This window comes from Mycobacterium colombiense CECT 3035, from assembly GCF_002105755.1.
Lineage (GTDB): Bacteria > Actinomycetota > Actinomycetes > Mycobacteriales > Mycobacteriaceae > Mycobacterium > Mycobacterium colombiense.
Genome location: NZ_CP020821.1, coordinates 5408015 through 5430763 on the forward strand (window position 1 = coordinate 5408015; position 22749 = coordinate 5430763).

Below are 22749 nucleotides of genomic sequence, written 5' to 3' on the forward strand. Positions count from 1 at the left end.
TCAATCCCACGTCAGGCCGCCGCGGCGCCACACATAGGCGTAGGCCACGAAAACCGTCAGCATGAAAATCACCATTTCGACCAGTGCGAACGTGCCCAGCGCGTCGTAGCTGACCGCCCACGGATACAGGAACACGATTTCGATGTCGAAAACGATGAACAGCATCGCGGTGAGGTAGTACTTCACCGGAAAGCGCTGCCCGGCTGTCGCATGCGGGCCGCTCACCGATGTCTCGGTGGGTTCGATTCCGCACTCGTAGGCCGACATCTTCGACTTGTTGAAACGTGACGGGCCGGCCAGGCTCGCGATAGCCACCGAGCCCACTGCAAAGGCGGTGGCGATGGCGCCTAGCACCAGGATGGGTATGTAGACGTTCAACTCGCTCCATGATCCGTCGTACGAGCCGCCTGCAGCGGCCAGGCGGTAACCGGGCTGCTGTGACGAACCGGGCCGCAAGCCCGCCACAGTGATTTACAACATAGCGTCGCGGCGCGCGGCGCGCTTGCCCGGGGTGGCCGTTTTGCAGTATCCGCGGCGCGATGTCGCGCTGTGCTGCGCAAACTCGAAAGCCGGTACAACCAACGCGCATCGCCGCGCGGAATCAGCCGGACCAGTCGCTAGATGAGCACCAGCAAAGGCGCGGCCGCGCCGATCGCCGCGCCGCTCAAGATCAGGGGCGTCGCCAGGGCGGATGGCCCGTCGTCAGCAACGTCGCGGCCGACATCGGTCGGGGTGCCGGCGGGGGCCGAAGTGGTCATGACTGCCGCAATCGGCGGCAGCGAATCAACGGCCGGGAATCAACGGCCGCGGCAAATACGCGGCTGTCAATGAAGTGGGATGAATCAGCGAAGTGGGATGAATCAGCGAACGGGGGCTCGCAGCAGGCTGAGCACCGTGCGGCCCAGCAGGATGGGATCGATGGGGTGCGGCACCGCGCCCTCGGCGCGCGACCAGGAGGCCAACCACGCATCGTCGGGCCGTCCGGTCAGCACGACCAGGGGTGGGCAGTTCTCGAGTTCGTCTTTGAGCTGCTTTGCGATTCCCATGCCGCCGGTCGGGGTGGCCTCGCCGTCCAGGATGGCCAAGTCGATGCCGCCCTTGTCCATCGTCGCCACCACCATGGGGCCGGTCGCCACCTCGACGTAGCTCAACTCGGGCAGATCGGGATGCAGCTGCTTGCCCAGGGCCCGCATCACCCGTTCGCGGGTTTGGACGTTGCTGCTGTAGACGAGGATCCGCAGGGCGACGCTGGACTGGGGGGTGGAGTCGGACACGGTGCAGATGCTACTGGTGCCCCACCGGGTTCACCCGCGGTGCCCGCAGAAATCCTTATCGCGATACCCGCACGAAGATGGCGTCGGCCGCGACCGTCGCCGTCGAGCTCACCATGCCGAGCCGGTTCCAACCCAGGTCGAACCGGTCCCGATCGAGCTTGGTTTCAGCCGTGATTCGGACCGACCCGTCGTCGAGCTCGCAGATCGTGACGGGCAGCTGCACCTCCGCGGCGACGCCCTTGATGGTGAACGTGGTGCGCAGATCGGCCGCCTTGCCTTTGGTCGGCTGCACGCCCGTCACGACGACGCTGATCTCCGGGAAGCGGTCGGCGTCGAAGAAGTCGGCCGACCGCAGGTGTGTGTCGCGACGGCCGATGCCGGTGTCCAGCGAGGCGGTCCGGATGTCCACTCGGCCGAAAACCGCTCCCTTGCCGGTCAGTTGGCCGTCGCCGGTGAAGTCGGTGAAGCGGCCCTTGACGTTCACCAGGCCCCACATGTTCCTGATCTTGAAAGTGATGGTCGAGCGATCCGGGGCCAGGTTCCACACGCCGGCCATGTCGGGATCGTGAAGCAGCGTCTCCAAGGTCGTCATCGTCACCCCCCAATGTGTCGTGATCCCATGTGTCGTGGCGAATCTAGCGCTAGTTCATCAGCGGCGCGATCCCGGCGGGGTCGAAGTATTCGTCGATCCGCTCGATCAGGCCGTCGGCGCCCACCCGGATGACGATGCAGACCCGCAGTGAGATCGACTGTCCGGCATGCCCGGTGGCGTGCAAGATGTGCTGCTGGACGAAGCCCCGGGCGGATCCGTCGTCGAACAGCTGCCGGTCCAGGATTTCGTAGCGACGCTGCGTCGTCGCGCCGATGAACCAATCGATGACGCGCATCGCGCGGGCCTTATCGTCATCGCGCCGCGAGCCGACGCGCCACACCGCGATCTCGTTGCTCCACATCGCGTCAACCGCGGCGACGTCGCTTCGCTCGATCGCCGTGAACAGGCGGTTGGCCACATCGATGACCGTCTCGGTGCTGGAAGCGGGCATGGGTGGCTCCTTTTCGGTTCGCGAGGCTATTCGCTGTCGTATCCGGGATGCGCGACGGCCAATCGGCGTCGCACCAGGGTGCGCAGGCAGGCGGTGACCTGTTCGGCTTGCCCGTCCAGCTCGCCGGCCCGGATCGCCGCGGCCAGTTGTTCCTCGTCGGCGAAGCCCAGGCCGGCCAGCGCTATGCGGGATTCCGCCTCGCTCTCGTCGAGCAGTTCGCGCTCGACGATGCGCAGCGCGTTGGCGGCGACCCTGGCGTGGAAGTTGACCTGCCCCTCGGTCGCGGCGCGCACATCGCTTTCCAGGAATTCGGCGACCGCGGCCACGAGTTCGGCGGCCAGCGGTCGGCCGTATGCGCCGATCACGCGCTCAGCCCCGAAGCGGGCGCCTCGAGCAGGTTGAGCAGGTCCCACTCCGTCTCGCAGACGCGACGTCCGATCGTGGCCAACTCGACCGAGCGGTTCTGTCCGCTCAGGTGCCGCTCGGCCTGGAAGCGGCAGATGACACCCCACCGCAGGGTGGCCAGCACCAGCCACCAGTGAAACGCCACCCGGTCGACGGTAGTCCCGCTGGCCTGCTCGTAGGCGCGCAGGAAGCTTTCGATGCTGCCCAGGCCGCCCGCGCCGAGGCTGGCCGGGGCGCCGAACCGCCAGGCCCGGATGCAGAACCACGCCAGGTCCTCGTAGGCCTGCCCGACGTGCACCAGCTCCCAGTCCAGCACCGCGGCGAGGTTGGACCCGTCGACGATGAGGTTGCCCATCCGAAAGTCGCCGTGCACCAACACCGCCGGCGACGGCTGGGGCCGGTGGGCGGCCAGCCAGCGGAACCCCCACTCGAATGTCGCGGTGGTGTCGCCCATGTCGTCGAGGCGCTGGCGCCATTCGGCGAGTTGGTCCTCGTCGGTCAGCTCCGGGATGCCGGTGTCGGCCCGGTGAATGGCGGCCATCGCCTGCGCGCACTGCTGCAGCAATCGCGTGCGGGAGGCGTGCCCGCCGGCCCCGTCGAGCTGACGCTGGATGCGCCGCACGATGGTCTCGCCCTTGATCTCGTCACAGATCAAAAACGGATTGCCCAGTGCGGCAGCAGAATTGTCGGCGATCAGCACGTGGGGGACCGGCGCGCCGGCTGCGGCAGCGGCGGCCTGGGCCTTGGCCTCCAATTCCATCCCGGCATGGACATCGTCGGGTGGCCCGGTGCGCAGGATCAGCGCGCGACGCTGCGCGTTGATGACGGCGTCGAACGCCCAGGTGGTTCTGCTGGCGCCACCGGTCAGCGCGCGCAGGTTCTCGACCGTGGTGTCGGTGCCGACGGCCGCCGTGAGCACCCCGGCCAGCTTGGCGCCCAGTTCCGCTGCCTCGTCGACGTCCATCACTTCGTGCCGAATTTGAACAGCCGCTGCGCCACCCGGCGGATCTGGATCTCTTCTGCGCCCTCGGTGATCCGATAGCGACGGTGGTGGCGGTAGATGTGTTCGAACTGCTCGTGCCGGCTGTAGCCGAGGCCGCCGTAGACCTGCATGGCGCGGTCGGCGGCGTCGCAGACCAGCCGGTTGGCGCGGTAGTTCGCCATCGACACCTTGTCGGAGACCTCCATGTGGTGGTCGCGGTCCAGATGCCAGGCGGCGTACTGCACGAGCAGCCGCACCATCTGCGCCTCGGTTGCCAACTCGGCCAGCGGCCACTGCACGGCCTGGTTCACCGACAGCGGTTTGCCGAAGACCTTCCGGCGGGCCGCGTATTCGGCGGCACGGTCGATACAGTACTGCGCCGCGCCCAAACTGCTCGCCGCCTGCCGAATCCGGTTCTCGTGCAAGAAGGTTTGGGCGACTTCCAGGCCGCGGTCCACCTCGCCGAGCACCGCGTCGGCGGGAATTCGAACATCGGTCAACTCGACTTCGCCGTGGTCGGTGGGCATGTTGAACGTCCACCAGTAGTACGGGACGTTGAATCCGGGCGAATCGGTGGGCACCAGGAACGCGGTGATGCCCACCGCGGCCCCCGGCTCACCGGAGGTGCGGGCGAAGACCAGGTCGTGGGTCGCGCGGTGCACGCCGGTGTTGAACCGCTTGGAGCCGTTGATCACCCAGTCGTCGCCGTCGCGTTCGGCCCGCGTCTCCAGCCAGGTGGCATCCGATCCGTGCTGCGGCTCGGTCAGGCCGAACGCCATGGACCGCTCCCCGGTGATCAGCGCCTCCGACCACTGTCTGCGTTGCTCGTCGGTGCCGAACCGCTCCATCATGATCACCTGCGGGAAGTTCCCGACGATCGAGGATTCGTTCTGTAGGTCGTTGTGCAGGCCAAGGCCCTTGTGCGCCAGGTGTTCCCGAATGACCGCCATGTCGACGTTGCTGCCGTCGCGCCCGCCCAGCGCGGCCGGCAGCCCGTAGCGCAGCCAGCCTGCCTTGTCGGCCCGCCGGCGCATCTCGGAGAGCAGATCCTCCCATTCGCGGGTGGGGATGCCGTCGTTGTCCCAGTCGGTGCGCGCGTGCTCGCGACGCTGGTCGAAGTACTGCATGTTCTCGCGTTCCAGCGGCTTGATCTCGGCCTCGATGAACTCGTCCATCTCGGCGAGCAGGCCCGGGAGGTGCTCTGGCAGGGTGAAATCCACGTCTTCTCCTACGATTTCGTGAGGCCGCCGTACAGCGTTTTCTTCCAGATCGTCGACAGGGTCGCGATGGCGTCCTCGTCGCCGATGTCCACGCCCAACCCCACCGGTCCGGACGGTCCGACGAACACGGTGGTGAAATTCTCGAACAGCAACGCGATGGCCGCCGCGGTGTGCTGGGGGTGCAGCTCGGCGCCGTAGCCCTGATCCTGGGCCCGGCGCACCGATGCCGCCACGAGATCCATTCCGAACCGCCGGAATTCGTTCTGCACGGCCGCGAAGCGCTGCTGGGTGGCGGCCAGCTGGGCCACGGCGATCATGATGCCGATGTTCTGCTTGAACATGTTCCAGTAGCCGGTGACCACCGAGGTGAAGAAGGCGTCGTCGTCGGGAGATTCCGGCAGGTGCACACTCAGGCCCGACGGCGTCACCACCTCGTGCAGGAACGATTCGGCGAGGGCGGCCAGCAGGTCTTCCTTGTCGGTGAAGTAGCGGTAGAACACCGCGGGCGATTTTCCCGCCGCCGAGGTGATGTCGGCCAGGGTGGTGCCGTGAAAACCCCGTTCGGCGAACAGCTTCCGGGCGGCCTGCTCGATCGCCTGCCTGGTCTGGCGGCCTTTGGCGGTCAGCTCGCGGTTCGCCTCCGGGGCGGACATCAGTTGCGCATCCGGTCGCCGGCGCGCAACAGGGCGCTCGGCAGGTCGTGTCCCACCAACGACTTCGCCACGCCGGCCGCGGCGATGGCGGCGTGCAGGTCGACGTCCACGTCGATGCCGCTGTCACCGAGCAGGTATACGAGATCCTCGGTAGCGATGTTGCCGGTGGCGCCCGGCGCGAAGGGGCAGCCACCCAGGCCGCCGACGGAGGCATCCAGCCGCGTCACCCCGGAGCTGACCGCGGCGTAGGCGCTGGCCAGACCGGAGCCGCGGGTGTTGTGGAAATGCCCGCCCAGCGGCAGGTCGCCGATCACCGGATGCAGTTGTGCGATCAGCGAACTCACCCGGCCCGGGGTGGTGGTGCCGATGGTGTCGGCGATCGACAGGCGGTCGGCGCCGCGGTCGCGGGCGGCCGCGGCGATCTCCAGCACCCGCTGTGGCGGGGTGGGGCCTTCGAACGGTGAGTCCCATGCGGTGGCGATGACGACTTCGACGGTGACGTCACTGTCGTGCGCGATCGCGACGATCTCGTCGATCGCCTTGGTGGCCTCGGCGCTGGTGCGCCCGACGTTGGCCTTGCTGAAGGTGTCGTCGGCGGCCACCACATATTCGATGGAGCGCAGTCCCGCGGCGACGGCCCGCTTGGCGCCGTTGGGGCTGGCCACCAGGGCCGAGAATTCGATATCGGGGTAGTCGTGCAGATGGGCGGCCAGCTCGGCGGCGTCGGCCATCGACGGCACCTTGGTGGGGGAGACGAACGCGGTGACCTCTACCTCGCGAACACCGGTGGCCGCCACCGCGGCCAGCAGCTCCAGCTTGGCCGACAACGGAATCGGTGCTTCGATCTGCAGACCGTCGCGCAGGGCGACCTCACGGATGTCGACGTGGGCGGTCATAGCACCTCCTCGGCGCGCAGCTCCTCGAGCTCCTCGGCCGTCTTGCCCAGCAGCCCGATGTAGACGTCGTCGTTGTGCTGGCCAGGGCGCGCCGGCCCGGCGTTGCGGACCTGCCCCGGCGATTCCGAGAGAATCGGTACGATCCCCGGCCCCAACACGTTGCGCTGCACGCGCTCGTCGTAGTGCTCCACGAGCATGCCGCGCGCCCGCAGCTGCGGGTCGTTGACCACCTCGGCGACGGTGTTGATCGGCCCCGCGATCACGCCTGTGGCGCAGAGGGTTTCGATGATCTCGCCGGGATGCCGCTCCGCGGCCCACGCCCCGATGATGTTGTCGAGTTCGTCCTGATTACGCCCGCGCGCGACGTGCGTGGCGAACCGGTCGTCCGTGGCCAGCTCCGGACGGCCCATCGCCTTGCACAGCCGGGCGAAGACGGTGTCCTGGTTGGCGGCGATCACCACCCATGAGCCGTCGGCGCTGCGGTAGATGTTGGACGGGGCGATGCCGTCGAGCCGGGTGCCCGACGGTCCGCGCACCACGCCGCCGACGTCGTAGTCGGGGATGGTGGATTCCTGTACGGCCAAGCATGATTCGGTCAGCGCGACGTCGACCACCTGGCCGCGGCCGGTGACGCTGCGCCGGTACAGCGCGGCCAGCGCACCCTGGGCGCCGAACATGCCGGCGAGGCTGTCGCCGAGCGAGAGCGCCAGCCGGGGCGGCGGGCCACCCGGAAACCCGTTGAGGTGACGCAGCCCGCTGGCCGCTTCGGCGACCGAGGCGTAGCCGGCCTTGGTGGCGTCGGGTCCGGTCTGCCCGTAGCCGGACACCCGGACCAGGATGATGCCCGGATTGCGTTCGCTGAGCACGTCGTAACCCAGGTTCCACTTTTCCAGGGTGCCCGGACGGAAGTTCTCCACCACGATGTCGGACTTCTCGACGAGCTCGCAGAACAGTTCGCGCCCGCGGGGGCGGCGCAGGTCGAGGGTGATCGCCTTCTTGTTGCGTGCGTGCACCGTCCAGAAGACGTGCTGCCCGTCGAGCTCGGCCTGACCCCAGGTGCGCAACGGGTCCGGGGTCTTGGGCAGTTCCACCTTGATGACGTCGGCACCCATGTCGCCGAGCAGCCGCCCGGCGAAGGGCCCGGCGATCAGGGTGCCCAGTTCGAGCACCCGAACGCCGTCCAGCGGGCCGGTGGGAGTCATCCTTTGTCCGCGAAATCGTGCCGGATCAGCCAGTCCGTGACGATGTTGACGGCGTCACGCAACGGCCCCCGCTGATCGGGTCCCGCGTAATAGTGTGTGGCGCCGGGGATTTCGTGCATCTCCTTGTCCTCGTGTCCGATCGCCTGGAACAGCCGCCGGGTGTGGCTGGGGGTGCAGGCGTCATCCGCCAGGTTACCGATCACCAGCGCGGGGATCGCGATGTCGGGTCCGCAGGCCACCGCGTCGCCGCGGGCGTCGTCGTAGCTCCACTGCGACAGCCAGCCGCGCAGGGTGCTGAACCGGGCCAGCCCGACGGGGCTCATGTTCACCACCTGAGGATCCCCCAGGTAGCAGGTGCCGGGAACGCGTTCGTTGGGATCGACGGCCGGGTCCAGCCAGCGCGGGTCGGCCATGGTGCCGTGCACGACGAAGCCGAACTCGTCGTCGGGCCGGCCGGCGGTTTTCAACTCGGCCAGCTTGCCCCTGACCCATGCGGTGATGCGGCGGTTGCGGTCGATCTGCGCCTGCCGGTAGCGGTCCAGGAATTCCTGGCTGTAGGGCGGCTGATTGGGGTTGTCGGGGTTGTACAGATCCAGCTCGGGATCGCGCTTGGTGGGGTCGGACTCGTCGAGGATCGACGCGTCCAGCCATTCGGTCAGCGTGCCGTGCCTGCTGATGTGCGCGGCCAGCAGCATGATGCCGTCGGCGGCGGGCAGGTCGAGCTTGGTCAGGTCGGGGCCGTCACCGGTCGGGCTGCACGTGATGGTCGGATTCTGCGCCTGCTGCTGGTAGAACACCGACAGCGAACCGCCGCCGCTCCACCCGGCCAGCACGACCTTCTGATAGCCCAGCCGCTTCTTGGCGTCCTTGATGCACTCGCCGAGATCCTCGACCACCTTCTCCATCAGCAGCGCCGAGTCGGTGCCGCGGAAGCGGCTGTTGCAGTAGATGACGTGATGGCCGGCCCGCGCCAGTGCGTTGATCATCGGCAGGTAGGCGCCCCCGCCGATGGGATGCATGAACACCAGCACGGTGTCCGACGGCCTGTCCTTCGGCTTGAGCAGGTAGCTCTCCAGGACGGTGATCTCGGCCAGGCCGCCGTAGACGTCCCGGACCCCGGAATTGTTCTGGAAGGCAACGAGATAGGGGATTCGCTCGTATTCGTGCTTAACCGCGTGCGTCATCAATGTTGTCCTAGGTCGTGGGCCAGTACCTCTGCCGACGGGGTGAGCCGCCGGCGCGTGTCGATGGCGATTACCTGCCAGTCGACGCGGGAGTAGTCGTCGAACTTGCGGCGCGCCCGTTCGCGTGCCTTCTCCGGTGCACCGTGGTGAACCCCTTGCGGCGCATGGGAAATCAAACCAGGCGGCATCGGGATGCCGTACAGCGAGCCGCCGTGGAAGAAGGCGATCTCGTCGTAGTCGACGTTGCGGTGATACCACGGCGTGCGTTCGGTACCCGGGATACCCTCGGCGGGCTTGGGCAGGAAGTTCATCACGTAAACGCCGGTGGCCTGCATGAACAGGTGCACCGTCGGCGGCAGGTGGACGCTGTCGGAGGTCACCACGTTGTAGTCGGCGATGTTGAATGTGAACGCGAAGTTGTCGCCACGCCAGCCCTCGACGTCGAGCGGATTGTGTTGGTAGAACAGCGTTGTCGGGCCGCCCTGGTGGATGAGCCGAACCTCGAATTCGCCATCTGCCTCGTCCGCCTCGTCGGCCGGCGCCGGCTCGGGGATCACGACCTGCGACGGGTCGAAGGGGAAGTGGCGGCCCAGCGCGCCGGGCGGCGGCACCCGGAACTCGTCGGTGGCCTCGATCATCAGCATCGTGGTCGCTCCGTCGGCTGAGGGGTCGGGCAGCTGGCGCCAGGTGCATGCCTTCGGGATGTACAGCCAGTCACCCTCCCGATAGCGCAGCGGTCCGAATTCGGTTTCGGCCAGGCCGCTGCCCTGGTGCACGAAGCAGAGCAGGTCGCCGTCGACGTGGCGGACGAAGAACGGCATCGGTTCGTGGCGACGGCTCAACAGGATTCGGCAGTCGTCGTTGCTGAACATCAGCAGCGGACCACCGTCCGCTTCGGTGGCGTCGCTGGGCTTGAGCTCGCTGGACAGCACGTCGATGGGCCGCAGCGGACCGACCGAGCGGTACGCGGTGGGGTCGTGGCGCCGGTACATGTTGGCGGTGCGGCCGGTGAATCCGCCCCGGCCCAACTCGTCGTCCTTGAGATCTTCGAGGTCGGCGTGCAGGCGACGCGGCGTACGGCCTTTTCGCAGGTGCACAAAGGATTCCATGGACGGCTCCTCCGAGGGGGACCAGCTGGATGGGCGATCAGGGTTGCAAAACTGAAAGTGACATTACTTTTTCTTTTCGAGCCGCACAAGGGCCGCGGGGCTCAACGACACGAGGGCCGCGGCCGGTCGCCACACAGGGCCGCCGCCGGGCTCAACGACACGAGGGCCGCGGCCGGTCGCCACACAGGGCCGCCGCCGGGCAGGACTGGCTTTGTGCCCACCTCACAGCGACAACATCGATGCGCAGCTTAGGGGGCGATTGTCGCTACGAGGCGGGCAATCAGGCAGGGGCCGAGCGCAGCGCCTAACCGCGGACGCGCAGCACGACCTTCCCCTTGGCGCTGCGGTTCTCCAGCGACGCGACGGCGGTCCCGGCTTCCTCCAGCGGGTAGGTCACCGGTTCGGGCGGGGCCAGCTCCCCGGAGGTCAGCAATCGCTCGAGTCCGGCCCACTGCTCGTCCAGCGCGCCCGGATGCGTTCCCGCCCAGGCACCCCAGCCCACACCGACCACGTCAACGTTGTTGAGCAGCAACCGGTTTACCTTGACGGTGGGAATCTCGCCGCCGGTGAACCCGACGACCAGCAGCCGCCCACCGGGAGTGAGCGAGCGCAGGGAGTCGGTGAATCGGTCGCCGCCGACGGGGTCGACGACGATGTCGACGCCGCGGCCATGGGTCAACTCCTTCACCGCGTCCTTGAAACCGTCGGCCAGCACCACGTCCGTCGCGCCGGCGGCCGTCGCGATGTCGGCCTTGTCCTGCGTGCTGACCACGGCGATGGTGCGGGAGGCGCCCAGCGCCGGCGCCAGCCGCAGCGCCGAGGTCCCGATGCCGCCGGCCGCGCCGTGCACCAGAACCGTCTCGCCGCGCTGTAGCCGACCCCGGACGGTCAGGGCGAAGTACACCGTCAGGTCGTTGAACAGCAGGCCGGCGCCGGCCTCGAAGCTCACGTTGTCGGGCAGCTTGAACACCCGGTCCGGGGCCAGCACCGCGACCTCGGCCATGCCGCCGGACAGCATCGTGAGGCCGACGACCCGGTCACCGGGGCGCACGTGCGCGCCCTCGGGTGCCGATCGGACCACGCCGGCGATCTCGGCGCCGAGCACGAACGGCAACTCCGGACGGTATTGGTAGAGGCCCCGGGTGAGCAGGGCGTCCGGGAAGGCGACCCCGGCGGCGTGCACGTCGACGACCACCCCGTCGCCCGACGGTTCGTCGATGTCGGTCAACTCGACCGCGTCCGGACCATCGAGCCGAGTCACTTGTACCGCGCGCATGGCACCAGAGCCTACTGGCCGCTCAAAATCCGCCCTCGACCCGCACGACGGCCCGGCGACGTCCTTCACGTCGACGTCGCTTTCGACGCTAACCTCACCGTATGGATCCCTTTCCACTCGGTGGGTTTTCGGTCAACCGCCTCGGCTTCGGGGCCATGCAGCTGCCCGGGCCCAACGCGTTCGGTCCACCGGGCGACCGCGACGAGGCGCTGGCCGTGCTGCGCCGGGCGGTCGAGCTCGGCGTCGACCACATCGACACCTCGCAGTTTTACGGTCCCGACGTCGCCAACGAACTGATTCGCGCCGCGCTGCACCCCTATCCGCAGAACCTGGCGCTGGTCAGCAAGGTCGGCGGGCGCCGCGACGACACGGGTGCCTGGCTGCCGGCCGGCTCGCCGGCCGAATTGCGTCGCGACATCGAAACGAACCTGCGCAGCCTCGGCGTGGAGCGACTGGCCGTGGTCAACCTGCGCCTGTTCGACAGCGACGGGCCGGACCAAGGGTTCGACGACCAGTTGTCGGCCATGATCGAGGCCCGCGACCGGGGATTGATCGGCGGAATCGGGCTGAGCAACGTCAACCGCGAGCACCTGTTGCATGCTGTGGGGCGCACCGAGATCGCTTGTGTGCAAAACGCTTTCAATCTGGTGCACCGGGAGTCGGCCCCGGTGCTCGAGGAATGCGCGGCGCGGGGGATCGCCTTCGTCCCGTTCTTCCCGCTCGGTGCGGCCTTCGTACAACCCAACCCGGTGCTGGGCCACCCGGTGGTCCAGGAGATCGCGCAGCGGCTGGCGCGCACACCGGCTCAGGTCGCGCTGGCGTGGACGCTGGGCGTCGCGCCCAACGTGCTGCTGATCCCCGGCACCTCGTCGCGCAGCCACCTGGAAGAGAACATGGACGTCGCGTCTATCGAACTGGACGACGACGACCGCGGGCGGCTGAACGCAATCGCTACTTGAGCTCGGCGGAGGACAGACCCAGCAGTCGGCGGGCGACCACCAACTGCTGAATCTGTTGCGTGCCTTCGAAGATGTCCAGGATCTTCGAGTCGCGCGCCCACTTCTCCAGCAGCAACTGCTCGGAATAGCCTGCGGTGCCTGCCAATTCGACGGTCTTGAGCGTGACGTCGGTGACCATCCGGCCGGCCTTGGCCTTGCTCATCGATGCTTCTTTGGAGTTGGGGATCTTGTTGTCGGCCTGCCACGCCGCGCGCAGCGACAGCAGATAGGCGGCCTCCCAGTCGGCCTCCATCCGCAAGAACTCCGAAGCCGCCGCGCTCTGGACGTGCGAGGGCTTGTCGTAGGAGATCTCCACGCCGGCCTCGGTGAGGATCTTGCGAATCTCCTCCAGCGCGGCGCGGCCGACACCGACCGCCATGGCCGCGACGATGGGACGGGTGTTGTCGAAGGTCTCCATCACTCCGGAAAAGCCCTTGCCCACCTCGATTTCGGGGTTGCCGAGCAGGTTTTCCTTCGGGATGCGGGCGTTGTCGAACCGGATGACCGCGGTGTCGGAACCCTTGATGCCGAGCTTGTGCTCCAGCCGTTCGACCGTCACACCGGGGTGCTCGCGCGGGACGACGAACGACTTGATCGCCGCGCGGCCCTGTGACTTGTCGAGCGTCGCCCACACCACGATGTGGGTGGCGCGCGATCCGGCGGTGACGAAGATCTTCTCGCCGTTGATCACGTACTCGTCGCCGTCCAGGGTGGCGGTGGTCGACACGGCCGCCGAGTCCGATCCGAAGCCCGGCTCGGTGATAGCCATCGCCGCCCACACCTTGCCCAGGCGTTGCAGCTGCTCTTCGTTGGCGACCGCGGAGATGGCGGCGTTACCCAGCCCCTGATAAGGCACGGACAGCATCATCGCCAGGTCGCCCCAGCTGGCTTCCAGCGTCTGCAGCAGCGCGGCCATGTTGGCGCCGTTGTGGTTCTTGTCCCGTTCTTCGTCCTCGCCGCCCAGCGCGTTGGCTCCCGCGAATTCGATTGACTCCGAGGCGCCTTCGAAGAGACTGAACAGCGTGTCCAGCTCGACCGGGTATGCGTGCTCCTTGAGGTCGTACTTGCGGGCGATCGGTCGCATCAACTCGGCGGCGCCCTGATGCGTCTTCGTCGTCACCGCTTGCATCTTGCGGGGAAGTTCCAGATTGATTGCCATGATTGAACTTTCAGTTCGAGTTGGATAACGACCTAGATGACGACGACGCCCTCGGCGACGCCGATGGCCCGCAGGTCGCGGTACCAGCGTTCGACCGGGTGCTCTTTCGTGTAGCCGTGGCCGCCGAGCAGCTGGACGCCGTCCAGGCCGATCTGCATGCCCTTGTCGGCGCCGAGCCGCTTGGCCAGCGCCGCCTCGCGAACGAACGGCAGGCCCTGCTCGGCCCGCGCCGCGCCGCGCCAGGTGATCAGCCGCAGCCCGTCCAGTTCGATGGCGATGTTGGCGCACATGAAGGCCACCGCCTGCCGGTGAGCGATCGGCTCGCCGAACGCCTCACGCTCCTTCACGTACGGAACGACGTAGTCGAGCACCGCGTGTGAGGTGCCGACGGTCAGCGCCGCCCAGCCCAGCCGGGCCAGCGCGATCGCTTCGGAATAGTCCTCGTCGGTCGCCTCGTCCTCACCGAGCCGGGCGCTGTGCGGCACCGTCACGCCGGACAGTTCCACGTGGCCCAGGGCCGCCGCGCGAATCCCCATGCTCGGATCCGCCTTCACGGTAAGGCCTTTCGTCGAAGACTCGACGATGAACAGGGCCGGCTTGCCGTCCAGCTGCGCGCCGACGATGAACAGCTCCGCGTCGGCGGCGGCCGGGACCAACGACTTCACCCCGTCGAGGCGGTACCCGCTGGGGGTGCGCATCGCGGTGGTCTTCAGCCGGGTGGGGTCGAAGAGCGGCTGCGGCTCGGCGATGGCCACGCACGCCTGGGGCACATTCTCGCCGGCGAACTCCGGCAGATAGGTGGCCTGTTGGTCGGCGCTGCCCCAATGGGTCAGCGCGGAGGCCACGCCCCCGGCGCCAGCAGTGGCAACGCGAGGCCCATGTCGCCGTAGGCCAGCGCCTCGGCCACCAGCACGTTGGTCACGCTGGACCGGTGCGCGGCGATGCCGTCGAAGTCCTCGGGGATGTTGATCGCGGTGATGCCCAGCTCGGCGGCCTTGCTGATCAGCTCGTGCGGGTAGGTCGCCGCCTCGTCGGCGTCGTGCGCGGCGGGGCGCAGCACCTCCGCGGCGAACTCGTCGAGAGTCTCGACGATCATCTTCTGCTCGTCGTCGGGCGTCAGGTCGAAGTAGTCCTTGCCACTGGACTTGAGCCGGGTCGGCCCGCCGCGCAGGTTCTGGATCCGCTTGAACTCCCGAGACGACGTGGCGGCCGTGGAGAAGACGGTCTTCGTGCCGTAGCGCAGGGCGCGGTTGAGCGGGTCACGCAGCCGGTATTTGTCCAGGAACTCCTGCCCGACGAGGGGGGTGATCAGCGCGATCGCGATGTCGACGCCGGTGCGCTTGTGTGGTTGCAGCCCGACCGCGGACTTATGGTCGCGCCGTTTGACGCGGGAGCGGGCGGATTTTGAAGTCTCTTTGGAACCGGAACCGGTCATTTTCAGCAGCCTCAGGTCGATGGGCAATGCGGATATCGCCGATCTTACTCCGGAGTAAGATCGCAGAGAACACTTGTTAACTAATTCACACCCGCGGGCCCGAGAGGCTGGCGAGGACCTGCTGTTGCAGCAGGCCGTTGGTGGCCACGGCGCTGCCGTGGTGCGGTCCTGCGGTGCCGTCCAGCGCGGTCAGCGCCCCACCGGCTTCGCGCACCAGGATGTCGAGCGCGGCGAGGTCCCACACCGACACTTCCGGTTCGGCGGCGATGTCGACCGCGCCTTCGGCAAGCAGGCAGTAGGACAGAAAGTCGCCGAAGGCGCGCACCCGCCACACCGCGTCGGTCAGCGCGATGAATCGGTCCCGCACGCCGAGCTGCGCCCACCCGGACAGGCTGGAGAACGACAGGCTGGCCGAATCCAGTTGTGCCACTGACGAAACGGAGAGCCGGCGCGCGGGCGCGCCGTCGACCGTGACGAACGCGCCCTGGGTGTGCGCGGCCCACCACCGGCGCTGCAACGCCGGGGCGCTGACGACGCCGACGACGGGGACGCCGTCGTCCAGCAGCGCGATCAGGGTGGCCCACACCGGCACCCCGCGCACGAAGTTCTTGGTGCCGTCGATCGGGTCGATGATCCATTGCCGCCCGGTGAAGGTGGTCTCGCCGCCGAACTCCTCGCCGACGATGCTGTCGTCGGGCCGTTCCCGCCCGAGCGCGTCGCGCAGTTCGGTTTCCACCGCACGGTCGGCGTCGGTGACCGGCGTCAGGTCGGGTTTCGTGTCGACGCGCAGGTCCAGCGCGCCGAAGCGGGCGGACGTCAACCTGTCCGCGCGGTCGGCCAGCGCCAGCGCCAGCGCCAGGTCGCCGGTGCGATTCATGACGCAGTCTTATCACGGACCTACCATGGCCTCGTGTGGGAATTCGGACTGCTGCTCCTGCTGGTGGCGATATTGGGCGTATTCCTCGTCCAGCGGTTCGTCCCGCGCGGCCCCCGCGGTGAACTGCTGAGCGGCACGCTGCTGGTGACGGGGATAAGCCCCCGACCCGACGCCACGGGCGAGCAGTTCGTGACCATCGCCGGCGTGATGAATGGGCCCACCGTCAACGAGCACGCGGTGTATCAGCGCATGGCCGTCGACGTGGATCACTGGCCGACCATCGGCCAGCTGTTCCCGGTGGTCTATTCGCCGAAGAACCCGGACAACTGGAGGTTCGCGCCGGCGGTACCACCGCCCGGGCCGCCCGCGCCACCCGAGGCGCCGCAGCCGCCCGCGGGCTGAGTTTCCGTCAGCCCGCCGCGAAGGGGCGCGCCATCACCGTGATCCGTCTGCCGTAGCGGGGGACCACGAGCGCCGCCCGCCGGACCGTGCCGCCCGGGAGCGCGGGGATGCCGGGCGTCGCGGAGGTTCCGGCCCGGGCGACCGCTTCGGTCGCCGTCAGGTCGGACAAGCCGCCGCCCGGCAGTGCCGCGACTTGGTTGCCGGTCGCGCTGGTCCATCCCGCGGGCACCGACATCGGGCCGATCCGTGCGGCGCGCGCGAGCACCGCGTCGACGTTGCCCATGCCCGACGTCGCGCCGCTGAGCGCGGGGGCCTTGGGCAGCGCGGCCGGAAGCGCGCCGAGGTTCGGCAGAATCCCTAAGGTCTTGTCGGCCTGGATGATTCCGGCGGGAGTACCCTCCGCGGTGAAAATGGATCTGAACGTGAACTGGGCGGCCTGGATGGTGTCAAGGATCCGGAAATCGAGCGGGATTTCCGACGTCCCGGGTGGCGAGGAATTCGCAACTACCTGCGATCCCGATTGCACCCCCGAGCTCGAGGTGTTCGCGGCAGCTTGCACGACGGCGTCCTGCTGCGTCGCCACCCCATTGGTGGTCGTGGTCTGGCGCGGGGAAGCGAACGGCGAGAACTGAACGGCCGCAGTCGAACTGGCGGAATAGCCGTACATCGCGGCGGCATCTTGGGCCCAGTATTCGGCGTACTCGGCTTCGGTGGCCGCGATGGCCGCGGTGTTCTGGCCGAAGAAATTCGTTGCCACCAGCGTGGCCAGCTGCGTGCGGTTGGCCGCGACCACGGGCGGGGCACGGTCATGGCATGGGCGAGTTCGTAGGCCGCGGCGGCCGCCCGCGCCTGCATGGCCGTCTGCTGTGCAAGCTCGGCGGTCGAATACAGCCACGCCACGTACGGCGCCGCACTCGCCGCCATCGCCCGGGCTGCGGGCCCATGCCAGTGCAAACCGGTCAGCCCGGACAGCACCGATTCGTACACCGCGGCCGTGACACCCAGCTCGGCAGACAGCGAATCCCAGCTTCCCGCGGCGGCCAGCAGCGAACCCGACCCGGGGCCCGCGTACATCCGCGCAGAGTTCACCTCTGGTGGCAGAAAACCGAATTCCATTGTCTTACAGCCCTAAAGGCCGCGTGAAACGAAACTGCATGCGGTGAAAGGTTCGTCCTATGACCGACTGCAGTTGGAAAAGTGGTGGCACGTCACCCGGCGGCCGGCGGGCGTGGCATCACGGTGAGCCGCACGCCGTAGCGTGGCGGGACCCCCGCGCCGGCCGATCGCGCCGCACCACCGCCCGGCAGGCCGGGGTACCCGGGATACCCGGAGGCAACCGGCTCCTCGGTCCCGGGAATCGTGGTGAAGCCGGCGGGTTCCAGCGGCGAGATATGGGTGCTCGTGGGTGCGGCCCAGCTTGCGGGGACCGACATCGGCCCGATGGTGCCTGCGTGCGAGAGGGTGGCGGTGACGTTGCCCAGGCCACCGCCGAGGCCCGCCGTGGCGCCGCGGAGTGCCGGCGCCGCGATCGCGGGAGCGAGGTTGGCCGCCGCCGCGCCGGGCTTGGCCAGGATGCCGAGATTGTTCTCCGCCCCGATGATGCCGGACACGAACTGCTCCATGTTGTAGGGAGCGGTGAAGCCGAGGCTCGTTCCCTGAATCGCATCGAGGACCCGAAAGGCGTTGGTGCCCGAGCTCGTCGTCGATGCGTCCAGGTAGTAGATGTCGCCAGGGGTGCTCCCCGGTCCGGTTGGACTGGTATCCAACGGTGAAAACGTCTGCGCGGCAACCTTGGTCGCGCCGGCGTTGGTGTTGGCCGTGGCCACGGCGGCGTTCTGGGCGCTCACGCCGGATTCGGTGGTGGATTTGTTCGCGGTGGCGAATCGGGGCAGCTGCGCCGTCGCCACGGTCGACGACGCGGAGTAGCCGGCCATGGCGGCGGCGTCCTGCGCCCAGAAGTCGGAATACTGTGCCTCTGTGTCGGCGATGGCCGCGGTGTTCTGCCCCACGATGTTCGTCGCCACCAGGGATGCCAGCAGCGTGCGGTTGGCGGCGATCACCGGCGGCGGCACGGTCATCGAGTACGCCTGCTCGTAGGCCGCCGCGGCCGTCCGCGCCTGCATGGCCGTCTGCTTCGTCTGCTCGGCGGTCGCTTCCAGCCAGCCCATGTAGCGGGCGGCCGAATACGCCATCGACTCGGCGGCGGGGCCACGCCATTGCAGGCCCAGGCCCACGAGCACCGATTCGTAGGACTCGGCGGTGGAGGCCAGCTCGGCCGAGAGCGCGTCCCAGCTTCCGGCGGCGGCTAACAGCGAGGCCAATCCGGGCCCGGTGTACATCCGGGCCGAATTGATTTCGGGTGGAACAAAAGCCCAATCCATCTGTGATACATCCCCTCAATGTGCGGTTTTCGGGCAAACGCCAGTGGCGCCGGCGCTCGCCGCATCGGCGTGTTCGAAAGAAAGGGCCGCTCCCGGATTCGCTTTGCGATTCGGCAAAGCCCACCCCGCGTCAGGTGAGAGGGCAGCCCGGCGCGATCGCGCTACCGCCGACTGGCGGTCAGCGTGGCGCGTGTTATCGGGCTGGCGGAGCGTGCGCGCAGGGCATTACAAAAGACCTTCGGTTTTCGGGCCCTTCAAACGTCGCAGGTGCGGCTGACGCGTGCGGGGTTTTGCCTATTTCCCGATGCCGACCAGGCAGAATTCAGCCTGTGTTCATCTTACGTTTACCTTTCGTTAACCACCGTCCACGCTAGCTTGACGCTTGTTGAACAACGAAAGTATCTGACGTGCTTGATAATTGGTGATCCGCGCGGTGGTCACCCGCGATGGTTGAGGCTGTCGACCACACCCTGCAGCGCCTCGGGATGCCGCAGGAACGGCGTGATGATGTCGACCGGCAGCGGGAAGACGACGGTCGAGTTCTGGTCCGCCCCCAGCTCCAGCAGCGTCTGCAGATAGCGCAGCTGCAGTGATGCCGGACTCTTCGAGAGGGTCTCCGCGGCTTCGCGCAGTTCCTCCGACGCCTGCAGCTCGCCGCGGGCGTTGATGACCTTCGCGCGGCGTTCGCGCTCGGCTTCGGCCTCGCGGGCCATCGCCCGCTGCATCGACTCGGGAATCTCGACGTCCTTGATCTCCACCACGCGCACCTGTACACCCCAGGGCTCGGTCTGCTTCTCGATGATCGTGCGCAGGTCGCTGTTGAGGTCCTCGCGATGTGCGAGCAGCGTGTCCAGGTCCGCCCGGCCCAGCAGCGAACGCAGTGTGGTCTGGGCGATCTGCGACGTCGCCACCGCGTAGTTTTCCACCGCCAGAATCGCTTTCAGCGGTTCCACCACCTGAAACATCACCACGGCGTTGACCCGCGCCGGCACATTGTCGCGGGTGATCACCTCCTGCGGTGGAATGGTCAACGTCACCAGGCGCTGGTCGACGCGAATCATCTTGTCCAGCAGCGGGATCAGAAATCGCAATCCGGGACCGTACAGCGGGCGCGCGTGGCCCATCCGGAACACGACCCCGCGTTCGTACTCGCGCAGCACGGCAAGCGACCACGTCGCGAGCACGGCTAGCAGGACCAGCCCGGCGCCGATCAGGCCAACCACAAGGGCAGTCATGTCGTGTTGTCCTCCTTGCTTTTCCACCCACCCCAGCGCGTGGAGTACCGGTCGATTGCGGCGGCCACCTGGTCCTCGATCGCGGTGCGGTGCGGCAGGTGGTCGGGCGCGTTGGACGGAGTGTTCCACAGGTGACGGACCAGCGGCAGCCCCAACAGCGCGACGATCAACACGGTCGCCGTCAGGACCAGCGCGTCGGCGGCGGAGTGGTTGGCGACCAAGGTCGCCAGCGGCAGCACGATCCCCAGCGCGGCCACGCAGCAGGCGATCCCACGGTGGAATCGTCCGGCGTCCGAATGCGGCCACGGGTCGACCTCGCGGCTGATCTCCCGGCCGTGTTCGGAGGTCGTGCAGTCGGATTTGACGGGACAGCTGTTACACACCACCGGCAGTGCGCGATATCGCATGACCCGGTGCTTCGGATCGAACGAGGTCGGCCACAGCCAATGGTCCTGCGGACAGACCCACGCGTCATGGTCGGGCCGGTAGGTGAATTGTCCTGTGCGCCAACGTGCCGCGTGCGCCGAAGCCCGCCGGGCCATCACGTCGAAGGACCAGCCGACGGCCAGCAGCGCCAGGGAGTATCCGGCGATCATCCACACCGAGGCGGTCGGCGCGGTCACCGCTCAATCCTTCGCCGGCACCGCGGCGCCGGGCTCCGGCTCCGTCGGTGCCTGGGTGTACAGGGGATTTTCCGGCAATTCGTCGACGGTGGTCCCCGAGCGGAAGTTGAGCAGCGCGGTCAAGGCGATCCAGACAAACGGCACCACACCACCGACTATCAGGATGACGTCGCCCGGGAGCCGGAGCCACTCCAGGACGGCGTTGCCCGGTTTGGTGATGTAACCCAGCGACCGGGCCTCGAAGTAGCCGTCGTTGACCGAGTGGTAGAGCTGCAGCACGCCCAGCGGCAGCAGGGTGGCGAACACCATCCACGCCAGCCCGATGTTCATGCACCAGAACGAGATTCGCGCCAGCTTCTCAGGCCATTTGTCGGGCGGGATCACGTAGCGGAAGGCGAACATGGCCAGGCCGACGGCCAGCATGCCGTACACGCCCATCATCGCCGCGTGCGCGTGGTTGGCCGTCAGCGCCGTGCCGATCTGGTAGTACGACACCACCGGGAGGTTGATCAGGAACCCGAAGATGCCGGCCCCCAAGAAGTTCCAGAATCCCACCGCGACCAGGAACATGACCGCCCAGCGGTGCGGGAAGGGGTTGGCGTCGCCGGATTGCTGGCGCGCACCCAGTTGCAGGAAGGCCCACGCCTCGACGGTCAGGAACGTCAGCGGGATGACCTCGGCCGCCGAGAAGAACGCGCCCAGCGCCATGTGCTCCACCGGGGTGCCGGAGAAATACAGGTGGTGCATGGTGCCGATGACACCACCGGCGGAGTACAGGATGACGTCCAGGAAGATCACGCCCAGCGCGATCTTCTCGCGCACCACCCCGAGCAACACGAACATGTACGCCACCATCACGGTGGTGAACAGCTCGAGGAAATCCTCGACCCACAGGTGCACGACCCAGAACCGCCAGAAGTCCGCGACGGTGTAGTGGGCGTCGCTGCCCGCCAACAGACCCACGGCGTAGAAGCCGGGGATGGCCAGCCCAGAGAAGAAGAACAGCCAGGGCATGTTCATCTTCGACTCGCCCCTGAGCCGGCCGCGGATGCCGCGCCAGATGATGGCGATCCAGACGAACATGCCGATGATCAGCAGGATCTGCCACAGGCGCGGCAGGTCGAGGTACTCCCACTGCTGGGAGAACAGCCCGCCCGCCGGAATCACGCCGTAGATGGACAACGCCTCGCAGATCAACGAGCCGAACACCACCACGGCGACCGCACCCAGCAGCACGTACGCCAGCAGCGCCTGGCGTTTGGGCTCCCGTCGGGCAATGAACGGCACCAGGAAGATGCCGCCGGCCAGGAAGGCCGCCGCGGTCCAGAACAGCGACAGCTGCAGATGCCAGGTGCGGGCCAGGTTGTAGGGCAGCACGCGGGCCAGATCCAGCCCGAAGAAGTTGGACAGGTCGGCCCGGTAGTGCTCGGCCGCGGCCCCCAGCAGCGTCTGGGCCAGGAACAGCACCGACACGACTGCGAAGAACCAGATGCAGGCGCGCTGCGCCGGGGTCAGGCTCACCTCGCCGGGCTGGCGGAAGGACAGGGTCGAGGACTCGGCGCTGTGCCAGCCGACCTTCTGGCTCCAGCGGCCGTAGACCGCGAACATGATCCCGATGCCGCCCAGCAACGCGATCAGCGACAGCGCCGACCAGACGATCACCGCCGCGGTGGGCCCGTTGTCGACGCGCGGCTCGGCCGGCCAGTTGTTGGTGTAGGTGTACTTGTGGCCGGGACGTTCGGCCGCCGCGGCCCAGGCCGTCCAGGCGAAGAACGCCGTGAGGTCACGGATCTGCGCCTTATCGGTGATCATGTGGGGCAGCAGCCCGTATTTCGTTGAGTTCTCACCGAAGTAGGCGGCGTACTGGCTCTGAATGTGGTCGAATGCCACTGCCTGGCGGTCGGTGAACACCAGCGTCTTGCTGGCGGGGTTGTAGCGATTGGTGCGGAATTCGGTGACGACGCGTTCGCGCGGATCGGTGACGCCCTGCGCGCGAAGTTGGCCGGCGACGTCCTCCGTGGCGGTCCGCAGGTATTCGGCGGTGTAGTCGGGTCCGAGGTAGGCCCCGTGGCCGAGCACCGAGCCGTATTCCATCAGGCCGCGGGCCTGGTAGAGCTCCTGGCCCCGGGTGATGTCCTGACCGGTGAACAGGAGCTGGCCCGATTCGCTGACGACCTTGTCCGGCATCGGCATCGACGCCGAATACGTGCGGTAGGCCAGAATGCCCATCACCAGGAAGCCGAAGATCATGACCAGGGCGACGCCCTGGGCCCAGCCCTTTCCGACCAGGGGCTGTGACGATGACTGTTGAGCGGATGTCTCTTGAGCGGTCATGCGCGAGGTCTCCCGTCCAGGCGATGGGTGGTAATGCCCCTGTCTCGCTTTTCGAACACAC

At 67.8% G+C, this 22749-nt stretch carries 22 protein-coding genes and 2 pseudogenes; 2 read left to right on the top strand and 22 right to left on the bottom strand.

All coding sequences use genetic code 11. The features are described from left to right. The 14 genes from B9D87_RS25575 to B9D87_RS25635 all read right to left on the bottom strand — a co-directional run bounded on the left by B9D87_RS25575 (position 1) and on the right by B9D87_RS25635 (position 11244). Positions 1 to 378 carry an NADH-quinone oxidoreductase subunit A gene (locus B9D87_RS25575; protein ID WP_007772880.1) on the bottom strand — a complete coding sequence of 126 codons (378 nt, stop codon included), beginning with the start codon at positions 376 to 378 and terminating at the stop codon, positions 1 to 3. 239 nt (positions 379 to 617) lie between these two features. Next, positions 618 to 758 (bottom strand): hypothetical protein, encoded by a 141-nt coding sequence (locus tag B9D87_RS27150; protein ID WP_157373229.1) that lies wholly within the window; start codon positions 756 to 758, stop codon positions 618 to 620. Between the two features lie 102 nt (positions 759 to 860). Continuing rightward, positions 861 to 1274 carry an Rv3143 family two-component system response regulator gene (locus tag B9D87_RS25580; RefSeq protein ID WP_007772879.1) on the bottom strand — a complete coding sequence of 138 codons (414 nt, stop codon included), beginning with the start codon at positions 1272 to 1274 and terminating at the stop codon, positions 861 to 863. A gap of 55 nt (positions 1275 to 1329) precedes the next feature. After that, positions 1330 to 1866 carry a YceI family protein gene (locus tag B9D87_RS25585; RefSeq protein ID WP_040631046.1) on the bottom strand — a complete coding sequence of 179 codons (537 nt, stop codon included), beginning with the start codon at positions 1864 to 1866 and terminating at the stop codon, positions 1330 to 1332. A 49-nt stretch (positions 1867 to 1915) separates the two neighbouring features. Continuing rightward, positions 1916 to 2317, bottom strand: a complete 402-nt coding sequence (locus B9D87_RS25590) for a nuclear transport factor 2 family protein (protein WP_007772877.1) — start codon at positions 2315 to 2317, stop codon at positions 1916 to 1918. Positions 2318 to 2343: 26 nt separating this feature from the next. After that, complete coding sequence (locus B9D87_RS25595; RefSeq protein ID WP_040630900.1) at positions 2344 to 2682, bottom strand: DUF6285 domain-containing protein; 339 nt, start codon at positions 2680 to 2682, stop codon at positions 2344 to 2346. Next, entirely contained in the window at positions 2679 to 3686 is a 1008-nt protein-coding gene (locus B9D87_RS25600; protein ID WP_040630898.1) for a phosphotransferase family protein, read from the bottom strand. The genes B9D87_RS25595 and B9D87_RS25600 overlap by 4 nt, the downstream gene beginning before the upstream one ends. Continuing rightward, entirely contained in the window at positions 3686 to 4924 is a 1239-nt protein-coding gene (locus B9D87_RS25605; RefSeq protein WP_007772876.1) for an acyl-CoA dehydrogenase family protein, read from the bottom strand. The genes B9D87_RS25600 and B9D87_RS25605 overlap by 1 nt, the downstream gene beginning before the upstream one ends. 8 nt (positions 4925 to 4932) lie before the next feature. Beyond that, positions 4933 to 5577, bottom strand: coding sequence for a TetR/AcrR family transcriptional regulator (locus B9D87_RS25610; protein ID WP_007772874.1), 645 nt, complete (start codon positions 5575 to 5577; stop codon positions 4933 to 4935). Beyond that, the gene (locus B9D87_RS25615) at positions 5577 to 6473 is read right to left on the bottom strand and encodes a hydroxymethylglutaryl-CoA lyase (protein ID WP_007772872.1); all 897 of its coding nucleotides are present in this window, start codon (positions 6471 to 6473) and stop codon (positions 5577 to 5579) included. The genes B9D87_RS25610 and B9D87_RS25615 overlap by 1 nt, the downstream gene beginning before the upstream one ends. Beyond that, positions 6470 to 7675, bottom strand: a complete 1206-nt coding sequence (locus tag B9D87_RS25620) for a CaiB/BaiF CoA transferase family protein (RefSeq protein WP_007772870.1) — start codon at positions 7673 to 7675, stop codon at positions 6470 to 6472. The genes B9D87_RS25615 and B9D87_RS25620 overlap by 4 nt, the downstream gene beginning before the upstream one ends. Then, the gene (locus B9D87_RS25625) at positions 7672 to 8859 is read right to left on the bottom strand and encodes an alpha/beta hydrolase (RefSeq protein ID WP_007772868.1); all 1188 of its coding nucleotides are present in this window, start codon (positions 8857 to 8859) and stop codon (positions 7672 to 7674) included. The genes B9D87_RS25620 and B9D87_RS25625 overlap by 4 nt, the downstream gene beginning before the upstream one ends. Continuing rightward, positions 8859 to 9968, bottom strand: coding sequence for a homogentisate 1,2-dioxygenase (locus B9D87_RS25630; RefSeq protein WP_007772867.1), 1110 nt, complete (start codon positions 9966 to 9968; stop codon positions 8859 to 8861). Before B9D87_RS25630 ends, B9D87_RS25625 begins: the two co-directional genes overlap by 1 nt. Before the next feature lie 304 nt (positions 9969 to 10272). Further along, complete coding sequence (locus tag B9D87_RS25635) at positions 10273 to 11244, bottom strand: NADPH:quinone oxidoreductase family protein (protein ID WP_007772866.1); 972 nt, start codon at positions 11242 to 11244, stop codon at positions 10273 to 10275. 101 nt (positions 11245 to 11345) lie between these two features. Here B9D87_RS25635 and B9D87_RS25640 point away from each other — a divergent pair, with 101 nt between their 5' ends. After that, complete coding sequence (locus tag B9D87_RS25640; protein ID WP_007772865.1) at positions 11346 to 12203, top strand: oxidoreductase; 858 nt, start codon at positions 11346 to 11348, stop codon at positions 12201 to 12203. On the opposite strand, the gene B9D87_RS25645 is transcribed toward B9D87_RS25640, so the two are convergent. The 3 genes and pseudogenes from B9D87_RS25645 to hisN all read right to left on the bottom strand — a co-directional run bounded on the left by B9D87_RS25645 (position 12196) and on the right by hisN (position 15713). Continuing rightward, positions 12196 to 13401, bottom strand: coding sequence for an acyl-CoA dehydrogenase family protein (locus B9D87_RS25645; RefSeq protein ID WP_007772864.1), 1206 nt, complete (start codon positions 13399 to 13401; stop codon positions 12196 to 12198). The genes B9D87_RS25640 and B9D87_RS25645 overlap by 8 nt on opposite strands. Positions 13402 to 13433: 32 nt before the next feature. Next, positions 13434 to 14836, bottom strand: a pseudogene (locus tag B9D87_RS25650) (acyl-CoA dehydrogenase family protein). Positions 14837 to 14921: 85 nt separating this feature from the next. After that, positions 14922 to 15713, bottom strand: coding sequence for a histidinol-phosphatase (gene hisN / locus B9D87_RS25655; RefSeq protein WP_007772862.1), 792 nt, complete (start codon positions 15711 to 15713; stop codon positions 14922 to 14924). Between the two features lie 33 nt (positions 15714 to 15746). Here hisN and B9D87_RS25660 point away from each other — a divergent pair, with 33 nt between their 5' ends. Continuing rightward, the gene (locus B9D87_RS25660; protein WP_007772861.1) at positions 15747 to 16115 is read left to right on the top strand and encodes a hypothetical protein; all 369 of its coding nucleotides are present in this window, start codon (positions 15747 to 15749) and stop codon (positions 16113 to 16115) included. A 7-nt stretch (positions 16116 to 16122) separates the two neighbouring features. Here B9D87_RS25660 and B9D87_RS25665 read toward each other — a convergent pair. The 5 genes and pseudogenes from B9D87_RS25665 to B9D87_RS25685 all read right to left on the bottom strand — a co-directional run bounded on the left by B9D87_RS25665 (position 16123) and on the right by B9D87_RS25685 (position 22688). After that, positions 16123 to 17231: pseudogene (locus B9D87_RS25665) on the bottom strand (PPE family protein). A gap of 92 nt (positions 17232 to 17323) precedes the next feature. Continuing rightward, positions 17324 to 18496 (bottom strand): PPE family protein, encoded by a 1173-nt coding sequence (locus B9D87_RS25670; protein ID WP_007772859.1) that lies wholly within the window; start codon positions 18494 to 18496, stop codon positions 17324 to 17326. A gap of 437 nt (positions 18497 to 18933) precedes the next feature. Further along, positions 18934 to 19731 carry a slipin family protein gene (locus B9D87_RS25675; RefSeq protein ID WP_007772858.1) on the bottom strand — a complete coding sequence of 266 codons (798 nt, stop codon included), beginning with the start codon at positions 19729 to 19731 and terminating at the stop codon, positions 18934 to 18936. Next, a complete protein-coding gene (locus B9D87_RS25680) occupies positions 19728 to 20327 on the bottom strand; it encodes a hypothetical protein (RefSeq protein ID WP_415623628.1) in 600 nt (199 codons plus the stop codon). The genes B9D87_RS25675 and B9D87_RS25680 overlap by 4 nt, the downstream gene beginning before the upstream one ends. Before the next feature lie 30 nt (positions 20328 to 20357). Continuing rightward, positions 20358 to 22688, bottom strand: a complete 2331-nt coding sequence (locus B9D87_RS25685) for a nitric-oxide reductase large subunit (RefSeq protein WP_007772855.1) — start codon at positions 22686 to 22688, stop codon at positions 20358 to 20360. Positions 22689 to 22749: the final 61 nt, after the last annotated feature.